At 73.2% G+C, this 13375-nt stretch carries 10 protein-coding genes; all 10 read right to left on the reverse strand.

Annotation, left to right across the window (positions count from 1 at the left end; genetic code table 11):
• Positions 1-365: 365 nt before the first annotated feature.
• Complete coding sequence (locus AB0H81_RS28100; protein WP_358380563.1) at positions 366-1319, reverse strand: electron transfer flavoprotein subunit alpha/FixB family protein; 954 nt, start codon at positions 1317-1319, stop codon at positions 366-368.
• A gap of 19 nt (positions 1320-1338) precedes the next feature.
• Positions 1339-2118 (reverse strand): electron transfer flavoprotein subunit beta/FixA family protein, encoded by a 780-nt coding sequence (locus AB0H81_RS28105; protein ID WP_358380565.1) that lies wholly within the window; start codon positions 2116-2118, stop codon positions 1339-1341.
• Positions 2119-2366: 248 nt separating this feature from the next.
• On the reverse strand, positions 2367-3881 hold the full coding sequence (locus tag AB0H81_RS28110; RefSeq protein WP_358380567.1) for a serine/threonine-protein kinase: 1515 nt from the start codon (positions 3879-3881) through the stop codon (positions 2367-2369).
• Between the two features lie 35 nt (positions 3882-3916).
• On the reverse strand, positions 3917-5797 hold the full coding sequence (locus tag AB0H81_RS28115; RefSeq protein ID WP_358380569.1) for a protein kinase: 1881 nt from the start codon (positions 5795-5797) through the stop codon (positions 3917-3919).
• A gap of 16 nt (positions 5798-5813) precedes the next feature.
• The gene (locus tag AB0H81_RS28120) at positions 5814-8228 is read right to left on the reverse strand and encodes a protein kinase (RefSeq protein ID WP_358380571.1); all 2415 of its coding nucleotides are present in this window, start codon (positions 8226-8228) and stop codon (positions 5814-5816) included.
• 153 nt (positions 8229-8381) lie between these two features.
• Positions 8382-8903, reverse strand: coding sequence for a YbaK/EbsC family protein (locus AB0H81_RS28125; RefSeq protein WP_358380573.1), 522 nt, complete (start codon positions 8901-8903; stop codon positions 8382-8384).
• Between the two features lie 56 nt (positions 8904-8959).
• Entirely contained in the window at positions 8960-10531 is a 1572-nt protein-coding gene (locus tag AB0H81_RS28130; protein WP_358380575.1) for an FAD-dependent oxidoreductase, read from the reverse strand.
• A gap of 153 nt (positions 10532-10684) precedes the next feature.
• The gene (locus AB0H81_RS28135; RefSeq protein ID WP_358380577.1) at positions 10685-11527 is read right to left on the reverse strand and encodes a M55 family metallopeptidase; all 843 of its coding nucleotides are present in this window, start codon (positions 11525-11527) and stop codon (positions 10685-10687) included.
• Between the two features lie 52 nt (positions 11528-11579).
• Positions 11580-12785, reverse strand: a complete 1206-nt coding sequence (locus AB0H81_RS28140; protein ID WP_358380579.1) for a DUF6395 domain-containing protein — start codon at positions 12783-12785, stop codon at positions 11580-11582.
• On the reverse strand, positions 12782-13162 hold the full coding sequence (locus tag AB0H81_RS28145) for a hypothetical protein (protein WP_358380581.1): 381 nt from the start codon (positions 13160-13162) through the stop codon (positions 12782-12784). Before AB0H81_RS28145 ends, AB0H81_RS28140 begins: the two co-directional genes overlap by 4 nt.
• Positions 13163-13375: the final 213 nt, after the last annotated feature.

Genomic DNA, 13375 nt, shown 5'->3' on the forward strand with positions numbered 1-13375 from the left:
GCCGCACGGATGATCCGTGCGGCGCCGACAGCCCGCTCTACTCGAACAGGTCCTGAAGACTCCGGGCGGTCACCGCGCGGGTGGCCCAGCTCTCCAGCCGAGCGAGATCAGGTGTGCCCACACTGGCACGCCACCACTGCTGACATCTTCCGACGCGCAGCGCCTGGCTACCAGCCCCTCGAAGGGGGCGCCATCCGATGATGCGCAGCGTCAACCTGCCATGTGACGCCCGTCCGACGTCGTTGGCCGCCGAATCGGCGAAGCGGCTCTTGAAGCGGGGGTTGGGGGGCCGCGCCCCCCAATGTCACAGCCTGAGCCTCTTTGCGCGAAGCGCCATTCGGTGAAGGCCGTGCTCTCCCCTGCGGCTACTTGCGCTTGGCGACCTCTTCGGTGAGCTGCGGAACGACCTGGTGCAGGTCGCCCACGACGCCGTAGTCGGCGAGCTCGAAGATCGGGGCCTCCGGGTCCTTGTTGATCGCCACGATCGTCTTCGCGGTCTGCATGCCGGCCCGGTGCTGGATGGCTCCGGAGATGCCGGCCGCGATGTAGAGCTGCGGCGACACGGTCTTGCCGGTCTGGCCGACCTGGAACTGGTGCGGGTACCAGCCGGCGTCCGTGGCGGCGCGCGAGGCGCCCACGGCCGCGCCGAGCGCGTCGGCCAGGCCCTCAATGACCGAGAAGTTCTCGGCCGAGCCGACACCGCGCCCGCCGGAGACCACGATCGCGGCCTCGGTCAGCTCGGGACGGGCGCCCTTCTCCTGCTTGACCCGCTCGACGATGCGGGCCCCCTTGGCGGCGTCGCTCAGGGTGAGCGACACCTCCTCCTCCGCGCCGGCGCCCGCGGCGGGCTCGGGGGCGGTCGAGTTGGGGCGTACGGCGACGATGGGCGTGCCCTTGCGCACACGGGAGCGGACGTTGACGCCGCCACCGAAGATCGACTGGTCGGCCACGAAGCCCTCGCCGAGGCCCACGGCGTCGGTGATGACGCCCGAGTCGGTCTTGACCGCGAGACGCCCGGCGATCTCCTTGCCTTCGGCCGTGGCCGCCACCAGCACGGCGGCGGGCGACTTGTCGGCCACGAGCTGGGCGAGCAGCTCGGCCTTGGGGGCCACCACGTGGTCGACCACGTCGCCGGAGGAGGCGACGTAGATCTTCTCGGCGCCGTACTCGGCCAGCCGGGCCTTGGCGCCGTCGGTGAGGCCGGGGCCGGCCCAGACGGCGGCCGGCGTGCCGAGGCCGCGCGCCAGCGTCAGCAGCTCCAGCGTGACCTTCTTGACCTCGCCGTCGACCTGCTCGACGAGAACGAGAATCTCCGACATATCAGCAAAACCCCCGTTCTCAGATGAACTTCTTGGAGGCGAGGAACTCGGCGGCCTTCGCGCCACCGTCGCCCTCGTCCTTGACGATCGTGCCGGCCGCGCGCGGCGGGGCCGCGGCGAAGTCGACGACCTCGGACCAGGCGGCGCCGAGGCCCACCTGGTCGGCCGCGATCTCGGCGTCGGCGATGCCGAGCGTCTCCACCGGCTTCTTCTTGGCGGCCATGATGCCCTTGAAGGACGGGTACCGCGGCTCGTTGATCTTCTCCACCACGGACACGACGGCGGGCAGCGTGGCCTCGACCCGGTCGAACCCGTAGTCGGTCAGCCGCTGGATCGTGATGGACGACCCGTCGACCTCGACCTTGTTGGCGAGGGTGAGCTGCGCGGTGCCGAGCCGCTCGGCCAGCATCGCGGCGAGCACGCCGGTGCGGGCGTCCGTGGACTCGGAGCCGAGGATGACCAGGTCGAAGCCGATCTTCTTCAGCGCCTGCGCCATCGCGTAGGAGGTCGACAGCGCGTCGGAGCCGTGCAGGGCGTCGTCGCTGAGGTGGACCGCCTTGTCGGCGCCCATGGCCAGGGCCTTGCGGATGGTCTCGGTGGCCTTGCCGGGGCCCATGGTGAGGACGGTGACCTCACCGCCGTGGGCCTCCTTGAGCTTCAGTGCCTCCTCGACCGCGTACTCGTCCAGCTCGTTGACCACGCCGTCTACGGCGTCGCGGTCGAGCGTCTTGTCATCGGACCGCAGCTTGCGCTCGGTCGCCGTGTCGGGGACCTGCTTCACGCAGACGACGATGTTCATGGCCGGTGGCCGACCTCCCGTGTTCGCGTGCGCCGCCGCGTCGGTGCGGCGGGCGCTGGATGCTGTCCAGACTGCCAGGTGTCCCGTGGGCTCCGTGACAGCGGGTGGCACGGGTCGCTCCCGTGCTCCCCGACGCCATGTTACCCACGGGTAGCTTCGGCGCAAACACGGCCTCACAGGGCCGCGCCGCGACGTCACCGCCCCCACACTACCGAACTTTGTTCGGTACGCCCTCGAGGGGCCGCCGGTCAGGCGGACAGCAGGAACACGATCCCCGTCACCAGCGCCGTGCCCGCGAACAGGGCCAGCGTGAACGTGCTGAACGCCATGCTCAGCCCCAGGCTCATCCCCACGGAGCCCACGATGCTCGCGAAGTCCACCACGATCCGGCTCGTCCGGTACGGCCGGCGCGCCACCAGCGCCACCCCCGCGTCGGCCACCACCCCCAGCGTGTACCCGGCCAGCAGGAACAGGGACACCTCCGGCAGCGGCCCACGCGCCGCGGCGGCCAGCAGCGCCACGAACAGGGCCGACCCGATCACCCAGCGCCTGCGCACCTTCTCCCGGTGCCGGGCCCTGGCCTCCTCGGGCGAACGCCGGTGACGGTCGTCGCCGGGCCGCCACTCGCGCGTCTCCAGGTCGTGCAGCCCCTCACTCCGCCGCTCCGCCCGCGAGCGCCGCCCGTCACGGCGCAGGTCCGGCTGACGTACGCCGGAAAGGTCCGGCATGTCGAGACGGGAGGCATCCGGCCCGGGCAGCCCCATCGGGGACGCCTGGGCGGCGGGCACCTCCGGCGACCGGACCGCCGCACCACCGGCCGCGGCGCCGCCCAGCGGAGGGACACCCGCCGCCGGACCACCCGGCGCGCCACCGCCCAACTCCGCGCCGCCGGCCGGCACTCCAGCACCCCCCGCTCCACCGGTGAGGGCGGGCTCGCCGGATCCCGGCGAAGGAGGCACTTCCAGCTCGGGTGCCAGGGGCCCGGCGAGCGCCCCCAGCTCCGCGTACAGCTCGGCGGCCGTGGGGCGCGCGGCGGGGTCCGTGGACAGGCATCGCCGCAGCAGCGGCTCCAGCCACTCCGGAGCGCCCTCCAGGTCAGGCTCGTGGTGGACGACCCGGTAGGCCACCGCCGACGCGGGCCCCTGCCCGTACGGCTGGCGCCCCGTGGCCGCGTACGCGAGCGTGGCCCCGAAGGAGAACACGTCGGCCGCCATGCCCGCCTCACGGCCTTCGAGCACCTCCGGCGCCAGGTAGCCGGGCGTGCCGACCACCGCGCCGGAGGCCGTGACCGAGAGCGAGTCGAGAGCGCTCGCGATGCCGAAGTCGATGACCACGGCCCGCCCCTCGGCCATCATCACGTTGGCCGGCTTGAGGTCGCGGTGGACGACGCCCGCCTCGTGCATGGCCAGCAGCGCCGCCGCCAGCCCGGCCGCCAGGCGCGGCAGGTCGGCCACCGGGACGGGCACCGCGCTGAGCGGCCTGCCCTGCACGTAACGGGTGACCAGGTACGGCCGCGCGCCGTTCCCGGACAGGCCGTCCAGCGAGGCGTCGAGCACCTCCGCCACGTACGGCCCGCCGACCCGGCGCATCGTCTCGACCTCGCGGGCCAGCCGCGCCAGCGCGAGGGTGTCGGCCGCGACGTGCGGATGCAGCACCTTGACCGCGACCGTGCGCCCCTCGGGGTCGAGCGCGAGATGCACCTCGCCGAAACCGCCGGAACCGAGCCGGGAGAGCAGGTGGTACGGACCGAGATGCTCGCTCATACCCCTTCTTTCCCCTCAGGGGCGGGTCAGGACACTCAGGACCAGGGTGACAGGAACCCCAGCCCCACCTGGCGCAGGAGGTCGTCGATGAGGCCGGTGATGAGGCCCGTCGCGCTGTCCTGAGCGCTGCGCGTCAGCTCCTTGACCACGGTGTCGGGGGCGCGCCACGGGGTCCACACCGTCTCCTGGCCCAGCGCGAACATCACGACGATCATCGTCACGGTGCCCACGGCCAGCAGCGCGACCGTGGCGGCGCCGGGGCTGCGCAGCATGCCGGTGATCGCCCGGGTGACCGTGTGGCGCGGCGGGCCACCGCCCGGCAGCACGAACAGGCCGGCCGAGAAGGCACCCGCCGCCCACGCGACGGCCTTGTTCATGTCCTCCATGCCGCCGCCCCAGCGCAGCACGCCGTACACGCAGAGACCGAACAGGATCGCCAGCGGCACGTGGACCAGCGACACGAGCGCCGCCTTGACCAGCGCCCAGGGGGTGCCGACGAGCACGAGCAGCGGGTCGGCGGCGCTGGAGCCGCGGATCTGGCGGCGCTTGACCATGTCGCCGAACAGGTAGTCGCCCACCCGCAGCACCACCGCGAGCGCGACGGCCACCGCGCCCATGGCCACGGGCATCATGACCGTCAACGCGACCAGCATGACCAGCAGCAGCCCGCCGACGAGCTGGCTGCCCACGAGGTAGCGCTTGCGCTCGGCGGGCGGCGTGTACGGCGGCGGCTGGGTGTCCGGACGGCGGCCGGCCCGCGGCGCGGGCGGTGTGTACCGGGGCGGCTGGGTGTCGGGGCGGGGACTGCCCTGGGTCGCCGGCGGATAGCCGGAGGCGGCGCCGGGATAGCCCGCGACCCGCTGGTCCGGCCGGGGCGCGGGCGGGCGGGCCGGCATGGGGGCCGGGACGTAGGGCGGCGGGCGCTCCTCCTGCCGGGGCCGCTCCTGACGGGGCTTCGGCTCGTGGCGGGGCTGCGGCGGGCCGTACTCGACGGGCGGCAGCAGGTCGGCGTAGGACTCGGCCTGGGCGTCGAGGACGCGCGTGCGGGTGGACAGCTTCTTCGTGCCGCCCGACTGGGCCTGCGGGGTGGTCTCGTGGAACGTCGTCACCGACGGGTCGAGCGCCCTGGCCATGCGCAGCAGAGCCTGGGCGCTCGGCCGGGCCGTCGGGTCGACGTCGAGCGCGCGCGCGAGCCAGCCGCGCAGCCACGCGGGCGCCTTGTCGAGCTGGGCGCGCCCTTCCATGATGTTGAAGCAGACCGCCTCGAACGTGCCCGTGCCGAACGGCGGCGCGCCCGTCGCGGCGAAGAACACCGTGGAGGCCAACGCGTGGACGTCGGCCGCCTGGGTGATCTCGGAGTCGCGGATGATCTCGGGCGCGAGGTAGCCCGGCGTGCCGACGAACATGCCCGTCTGGGTCAGCCGCGTGGCGTTGACCAGGTGGGCGATACCGAAGTCGATGACCAGCGGCTCGCCGTCGACCAGCATGACGTTGGACGGCTTGAAGTCGCGGTGGATCACGTCGGCGGCGTGGATGGACACGAGCGCCTGGCAGAGCCCCCGCGCGAGTTTGATCACCTCGCCCGCGGGCAGCGGCCCGTCGTTGAGCACCGTCTCTTCCAGCGTGCGGCCCGGCGCGAACCGGGTCACCACGTACGGCTGGCCCCCGACGAGCTCGGCGTCGAGCACCTCGGCCACGTGCGGGCTGCGTACCCGGCGCATGGTCTCGACCTCGCGGGTGAGCCGGTCGCGAGCCTTGAGGTCGGCGGCCACGTGCGGGTGGAGGACCTTGATGGCGACCTCGCGGCCCTCGGCGTCGACGCCGAGGTGGACAACCCCCATCCCACCTTCGCCGATCTTGCGTACCACCCGGTAGGGGCCGAGCCGCTCTGGCGCCTGGGTGTTGCCCGTGCTCATCGCCGTCTTCCCCCCGTCATCCCCCCGAGTCCCCCTTCAGTCCGTCGAGCTGCTCCACCACAGGTCCCACGTCCACCGGAGCCCATACGGCCCTCCTCGCGTCGTCAATGAACGTGCCGTAGGCGAGGACCAGCGACAGGGCCGCGGCCGCCCCGAGGACGCCCGCCAGCACCATCGCCGCTGTTCTCGAGGGTACGAGGGAAGCGAGGGTCCTGCGCATCTGGCGCCCCGGGCCCTCCACACCCGGGCCCGCGCACAAGGTCCAGAGGGCGACCGCCGCTCCCCAGGCCAGCGCGTTGTACGGGTCCGTCTTGAGCACCACGGTGAGCAGCAGCGTAACGGGTAGCCCGAGTATGAGCGCGTAAAGAACCAGCGCGAAGGTGATTCCCACGGACTTGGCCAGCGCCCTCGGGTGCGCGAACACCCTGACGACGTCCAGCGCCGCCGCGCCGGTCGAGCGGCGCGCGATCAGCTCCGGCTGGGCCAGGTCGGCGGCGCGCAGCAGCACCGCGACGGGCACGACCACCACGGCCACCAGCACGGGCGCCATGACCGCCACCACGATCATGATGACGAGCAGCATCGCGCCCGCCACGCCGTAGGCCCGGGAGCGCTGGAGCACCTGGCCGGGCACGGCGCCCGGGACGAACGGCTCCCGCTTGGTCCTCGGGTCCGGCGGGTACTGGCCCTGGGCGGGGATGTAGGGCGGCGGCTGCTGCTGGCTGGGACGCGGCTGCGGCGCCGGCCCGGACGGGCCGCCCATGCCGAACGCGTGCCCGGACTGATGACCCGCCTGATGACCAGACTGATGACCCGCCGGGTGGCCGGCCTGCGGGCCCGACCCGGGGGCGGCGTGCGGGCCGGAGTACGCGGCCGGCCCCGAGAACGCCGCGGGCCCGGCGTGCGGGCCCGATCCTGGGTGGGGGCCCGCGGCGTGCGGTCCCGATCCGGGATAGGGCGCGGGACCCGCGTTCGGTCCCGTGCCCGGTGCCGGTGAGGGGCCGGGACGGCCGTAGTCGACGTTCGGCCGGCCGTAGTCGGGCGTGTCGGGGCGTACGCGCCGCGTCGGCAGGTCACCGTCCTGCGACGGCAGCGGGCCGTGCTCCCCGGGCCACGGGGACACGGCGTTGTCCCGGGGGAACGCCGGGTTGTCGCCCGGCCGCGGGGCGCCCGGCCACGGCTGGGCGCCGCTCTCCTGCTGCATGCGGCGCAGTTCCTCGGGCGTGACACGGCGGGTCGGCCACGGGTCGCCCTCGTCGCTCGCCCACGGGTCGGCCTGGTCGCCGCCCGGTGTCGAGCCGGCCTGCCCCGCGCCCGGTCCGCCCGCCAGGGGACCGCCGCTCTGCCCGGCGCCCATGCCGCCCGGCCCTGTCCCCGGGGCGCCCGGTGCGGGGGCGCCGCCCTGGCCGAGCAGCGACACGTACGGCTGGTCCTGGCCCGGCGGCGGCGTCGGGCCGGCAGCGGGTGCCCCCGGCCGGCCGAAGCGGACCTCCTGCCCGTCGAGGAGCTGCCGGGGCGTGACCGGCGGCGTGGAGATCTCCCAGGCCGGCCGCTCGGCGACGGGGCGCGGCGCCGGCAGGTCGAACTGCGGCCGGTCGGGACCCGGCACCGTGGAGATCTCGTCCGGCGACCGGCCCGGCGTCCGCGGCAGCATGCGCGCGCTCTGCTCAGCCAGCTCGGCCGCCTTCGGCCGCTTGGCGGGGTTGCGCTGGAAGGCGGCCTTGAGCAGCGGCTGCAGCTCGGCCGGCGCGGCCCCGATCTCGGCCTTGCCCGCGGTGATGTTGTAAAAGATCATCTCCAGCGTGCCCTTGCCGAAGGGCGGCTGGCCGGTGCATGCGTACAGCAGCGTGCCGGCCCAGGCGTGGATGTCGACCTCCGGCCCCGCCTCCTGCCCCTCGATGATCTCCGGGGCGAGGTAGCCGGGCGTGCCGATGAACATGCCGGTCTGGGTCAGCCGCGTGGCGTCGACCGCCTGGGCGATGCCGAAGTCGATGAGCACCGGCTCGCCGTCGAGGATCAGCACGTTGCCGGGCTTCAGGTCACGGTGGATCACGCCGACGGAGTGGACGGCGGCCAGCGCCGTGGCCACGCCGTGCGCGATGCGCACCAGCGCGGGCAGCTCCAGCGGGCCGTCGTCCTTGACGATCTCGTCCAGCGAGCGCCCGGGGACGTACCGCGTGACGATGTACGGACGATGACCGGTGACGTCGGCGTCGACGACCTCGGCGATGTACTGGCTGCGCACGCGGCGCATGGTCTCGACCTCGCGCGACAGCCGTCGCCTGGCGACCTCGTCACCGGCGACCTCGCCGCGCAGGACCTTGACCGCCACCTGTCTCCCCTGAGGGTCGACGGCGAGGTGGACAACGCCCATTCCGCCTTCACCGAGCCGCCTGAGCAGCCGGTAAGGGCCAAGTCGGTCATCGTTCATGGCATGAAGCACCATACCGGCTTAATCCCCGCCCACGAGATGAACCATGAGGCCACATTCCCACTCGTACAACGTCCGGATCGGGGCCATCGGTTTCCGATCCCTCGGTATCGAATCGGCCACGACATTTCGCGGGGTCGCGGCGACCGTCTGCTATGCGTCGCCGGCCAGGGCGAGAACCTCCGCGCCCTTCAGCCCGGCCAGGGTGGATCCGGCGACGGCCAGCTTGCTCCTGCGCAGCCCGCTGCCGACGACCACCTTCGGGTGCTCCGCCACGCGCGCGTCGACCAGGATCGGCCAGTCGGCCGGCAGGCCCAGCGGCGTGATGCCGCCGTACTCCATGCCGGTCAGCTCGACCGCCTCCGCCATCGGGGCGAAGCTCGCCTTGCGCGCCTCCAGGTGCTTGCGCACCACGCCGTTGACGTCGACCCGCATCGTGGCCAGCACCATGCAGGCCGCGTAGCGGGTCTCGCCGCCGCGCCTGGCGGCGACGACGACGCAGTTGGCCGACTCGTCCATGCCCACGCCGTAGCGCTCGCAGAAGGCCGCCGTGTCGGCCAGTTCGGGGTCGATCTCGGCCACCTCGGCGGCACTGGGCAGCTCGCGCACGGCGCGGGCCACCGGGTCGGCCAGCAGGTCGGTCCGTTCGGTCGCGGGCACCCAGTGCAATGTCATCCCATCTCCTCATTCGCTCCACCAGGACCCTACGCGGTCCCGGCGGCAGCGTGCCGTCACTGCGAGCGCAGCACCCTCTGGTGGAGCTGCGTGACGGCGGCGCGGGCCGACTCCATGGCCCCCGCCTGCCAGGCGATCAGATGGGTGAGCCAGTCGCCCGCGAAGTAGACCCTTCCGCTGGGGCGTTGCAGAAGAGTGAACGACGAATCAAAGGCGGGCCAGCGCACCCATCCGCCCCGGATGTGCTCCTGGCGCTCCCAGGCGACGGAGACGCTGGACAGCAGGCCCTTGCCGTACTTGTCGCCGTGGATCTTGCGGCCCTGGGTGAGGGCGCGGCGGCGGCGGTCCTCCGGGGTGAGCGCGCCGTACAGCTCGGCCTCGAAACCGATGTTGTAGTAGCCCACGATCAGGCCGCGCTCGCCGTGGTAGCCGTGCGACGGGTACCAGATGTGGGTGATGTCGAGGTCGGTCTCGGTGATGCCGCCGTAGATGCGGTCCTCCAGCTCCCACCAGCGCCGGTCGTACTCCATGCCGATCTTGCCGGCGGCGACCGGGACGGGCGTGCTGAGCGCGGTGGTGACCTGGGCGCCCAGGTTGTGCGGGATCCGGGCGAGCACGTGGGGCGGCAGGGTGGCGACGCAGTAGTCGGCCTTGATCCGGCCGCCGTCCCAGACGACCTCGACGCCGTCGGCCAGGTTCGTGATCTTCGTGACCTTGGCGCCCGTCTTGACACGGTCGGCGCCCACGGCCTCGGTCAGCCGCCTGACGATGGCGTCCATGCCGCCGACCGGCTGGAACATGGGGGTGGCCTGGTCGTAGCCGAAGTCGTTGAGGATGTGGCGGCCGGTGCCGGCGGCGAGGACGTCGTGGAGGGCGCCGGGGCCGGCGACGGGGGTGCCGCCGTCCAGTGCCGGATATTTCAGGAAACCGCGCCGGGGCGAGCCCTCGTAGTCGAGCTTGGGGCCGAGGTCGCCGAACCGGCGTAGGAAGTCGAGCAGGCGCTCCCGGTCGTCCTGGGTCATCTCCCGGTCGAGCGCTCCGGCATTCGTCGCCTTCGCCAGTAACTCCGCGATATAGCCGTACATATCGGCCTTTGCGGTGCGGGCCCGCACCGTGCCGCCGCCCGTGTGGACGTACGCCTGGGCGTTGCTGTTGATGAACGTCTCGATCGGCACGCCCAGCTCGCGGCAGTAGTCGAGCGTGACCATCCACTGCGCGATGCGGCCGGGCCCGGCGTTGAAGTAGACGCCCTCGCCGAACGTGGCCTCCTGCGTGGCGCCGCCCGCCTCGGTCAGCCGGTCGCCGCCGCGCAGCGTGAGGTTGCGCCCGCCGGCCCGCCCGCTCGCCTCCAGCAGCGTGCAGTCGTAGCCGGCCTTGCCCAGCTCGTACGCCACGGTGAGCCCGGCCACGCCCGCGCCGAGGATCACCACCGTGGCCGCGCCCCGGCCGGACAGCGAGAAGTCGCCGGGCCGCGGGGCGGCGAACGCCTTGTCCTGCCCGGACGGCGCCAGGCCGAGGGCGCCCATGGCGGCGTACATGGCGCCCGCGCCGCCGACCGCCCCGATGCCGACGAGCAACCCCCGCCGCGTCAGCGCCGCACCCTCCACGCCGCACCTCTCTTCAGGCATGTTCCCGGTACGCCGCCCGCGACCGGGCGGCGACCGCTCCGCACCGTACACCCGCGCCCCGGCGACCGCATGCCGGACACTCCCGCCGTCCGAGCGGGCTCCCCGCACCGGCGCGGGGCAGGGGGCCGCAGGGCGGCCCCGGGGCCGGGCGGCTCAGCCGTAGGGGCCGCTGCCGCAGGCGATCTGGCCGCCGATCGTGGCGAAGATGCCGAACAGCGCCATGATCTGCGTGAAGTCGTCCGTCGTGAACTCGGTGTGGCGCGAGCCCGCCGCCTTCACGCCCGGGATGAGCCCGACGGCGGCGGCGATGGCGGTGGAGTTCCACTCCACCCCCAGCGTGTACGGCGGAGCCAGCCGGTACGGCGCGAAGTCGGTCAACCGGTTGAGGGCGCGGGCCATGGCGTCACGGATGCGGGACTGGGCCACGCTCGGCGGCAGCAGTTCGGCCGAGAACTTGTCGATCCCCTTCTTCACCGCGACCGTCTCGACGTCGCCGAGCAGCTCGCGCGCCTCCTCGCCCACGGCCTCGTCGCCGCTGACCAGCACGACCGGCACGCCGTGGAACCCGGCGCACGCGGCCACGAGCCGGGTCTCGCCGCACACCTCGCCGTTGAGGTGGACGTTCTGGATCTCCTTGCCCATCCACGTGTGGTTGAGCACGCCGTGCTGCACCCCGGCGCGGGCGTGGTAGCCGACGAAGCCCGCCGCCTGGAACGAGCCGTCGAGCCCCTGCGCCATCCGCTGCGCCTTGCCGGGCCCGCGGATGAGGGTGGCGCGGGGGTCGAGCAGGTCGATGCGGAGGTTCTTGGTGGATCCGTGCGCGTCGTTGACCAGCACCGACGTGGTGCCGGCGGCGTAGGCGCCCTCGACGGCGGCGTTGGCGTCGGCCGTCATCAGCTCGCACCCGCGCTCGTAGCCGCGCTTGCCGGCGTGCATCTCCTCCGGGTCGGTGAGCCCCGTGACGCCCTCCATGTCGACCGACAGGTACACCTTCATCCGCCGCGTTCCTCCTCGATGACCCGCTTCACGATCTGCTCCCGTACGGCCGTCACGAGCCCCAGGTCTCCACCTGGCGCACCTCGTCGTCGGTCATGAAGCCCACATGGGCCGCCATGAACGCCGCCGCCTCGGCCCGCCACGGCTCCGGGATCTCGTCGATCGCCCTCGGGTAGCAGTGGTCGAGCCAGCTCGTCGACTCCTCGGTGACGTCGAAGTACGTCAGGGCCGTGCCGAACACGGTGTTCTCGATCCCCGGCACGCGGGCCAGGCCGTACTGGATCATCTCCTGGCCGCCGTAGGGCGGCGGGCGCATCCACTTGCGCGCCACGGGCCGGTCGGCGGTGATGGGCGTGTCGAGCGGCCGCCGCTCGATCGCGGCCTGGATGAGCTCCTTGTACAGACACTTGCCGCAGGTACGGCAGGGGCCGTCGGTGCCGCGCAGGCACCAGCGGACGTGGTCCTTGAGGTCGGAGCCGAGCGCGAGCCGCATGGTGACGGCCTCGCTGACCCCGCCGACGGGCAGCACGATGTGGACGCCCACCGCGGCGAACAGCCGTCCCCACTTGCCGTGGGGCGCCCACAGGTCGTTGTCCGGGGTGTAGCGCAGCAGGTATCGGCCGCCGCCGAGCCACCGGGAGCCCATCTCGTATCCGAAGCCGAGACCGCCGAGATCGAGCCGATCGGCCGACAGCAGCGCGCCGGCCGCGACGGCCTGGTGCTCCGGGTAGCCGGGACGGGGCTCGGCGAGTGTGTACTCCAGGTCGGACTCGACGATCGTGAGGTCGCGCCCGGTCCCCCGGGCCAGCTTGGCGAGGACGTCCGAGCGATAGTGCGGCCACCGGTTGGGCACGCGGGGGTGCGGCACCCGCCGGAAGTGGACGAAGGGGGCGTCCGGGTAGACGGTGGCCGCGGCCACGGAGTCGGCGCCGCCGCTGTAGGAGATCGCCAGCGTGCTCCCGGCACGGCGCGGCTCGGCGCCCACGGGCCCGGCCTCGATCCCCCACCCGTCGTGCAGCACGGCGGCGACCTCGGCCGACACCGCCCGGTCGAAGGTGATCCGCCTGCGCGTCCACGGGGCGGCGACGGTCCACGCGGCCACGGCGAACAGGTCGGGGTGGGCGTCGTCCGGCACGCCCGAGAGGGAGCACGAGTTGATCGCGAGCTTGACGGGGTGGCCGTCGGAGGCGTGGCCGGTGATCTCGTCCTCGGGGTCGAGACGGAAGGTCAAGGAGCCGCCCGACCAGGTGACCCTCACGACCGCTCCGCGGCGCCCGACGGAGCCGAGGGGGCGGTGCGGTCCCTGAGGTCGTCGATGGCCTGCCAGACCAGGACCTCGTTCTGCAGCACGCCGTCCATCGCCTTGGCCGTCTCCTGCGCCAGGCGCTGGGTGTCCTGGGCCAGGCGGCGGGTCTCGTCGAGCTTGGCACGGTCCGCACCCGGCGCCGCCGCGGGCTTGGCCTTGCGCAGGCGCTCCACCTCCGCCTGGAGCGTCGCCATCTCCCGGCGCAGCGTCTGGACCTCCCACAGGGCGTCCCTGATGTCCTGGCGGTGGTCCGCGATGGAGATGTAGCGGGCATCGAACCACGTGCGCACGGCCTGACGCAGCCGCGCGGGGACCAGGACGCGCATCATGAAACGTCACCATAGTGGGAAATCGCCACCCACCACGGCGCCGTGCCCGAATGGCAACACCATCTCTTACTCGCGCCGCCGCGCGGCAGCACCCCGGAGGGCGAAGGCCACCCCGCCGACGCCTCCAGGTCTGACAGAGGTGTTGACGGATCAGCGGCGGGCGCTTACGTTTCCGGCACGCATGCGAAACATATCGCAGCTGTTCCGAAACTT

The sequence above is a fragment of the Nonomuraea sp. NPDC050691 genome, from assembly GCF_040654455.1.
Lineage (GTDB): Bacteria > Actinomycetota > Actinomycetes > Streptosporangiales > Streptosporangiaceae > Nonomuraea.

Bases quoted from the DNA above. Each gene is read 5' to 3' on its own strand.
- AB0H81_RS28100 (WP_358380563.1), bottom strand. From the start codon at position 1,319: ATGTCGGAGATTCTCGTTCTCGTCGAGCAGGTCGACGGCGAGGTCAAG.
- AB0H81_RS28105 (WP_358380565.1), bottom strand. From the start codon at position 2,118: ATGAACATCGTCGTCTGCGTGAAGCAGGTCCCCGACACGGCGACCGAG.
- AB0H81_RS28110 (WP_358380567.1), bottom strand. From the start codon at position 3,881: ATGAGCGAGCATCTCGGTCCGTACCACCTGCTCTCCCGGCTCGGTTCC.
- AB0H81_RS28115 (WP_358380569.1), bottom strand. From the start codon at position 5,797: ATGAGCACGGGCAACACCCAGGCGCCAGAGCGGCTCGGCCCCTACCGG.
- AB0H81_RS28120 (WP_358380571.1), bottom strand. From the start codon at position 8,228: ATGAACGATGACCGACTTGGCCCTTACCGGCTGCTCAGGCGGCTCGGT.
- AB0H81_RS28125 (WP_358380573.1), bottom strand. From the start codon at position 8,903: ATGACATTGCACTGGGTGCCCGCGACCGAACGGACCGACCTGCTGGCC.
- AB0H81_RS28130 (WP_358380575.1), bottom strand. From the start codon at position 10,531: ATGCCTGAAGAGAGGTGCGGCGTGGAGGGTGCGGCGCTGACGCGGCGG.
- AB0H81_RS28135 (WP_358380577.1), bottom strand. From the start codon at position 11,527: ATGAAGGTGTACCTGTCGGTCGACATGGAGGGCGTCACGGGGCTCACC.
- AB0H81_RS28145 (WP_358380581.1), bottom strand. From the start codon at position 13,162: ATGATGCGCGTCCTGGTCCCCGCGCGGCTGCGTCAGGCCGTGCGCACG.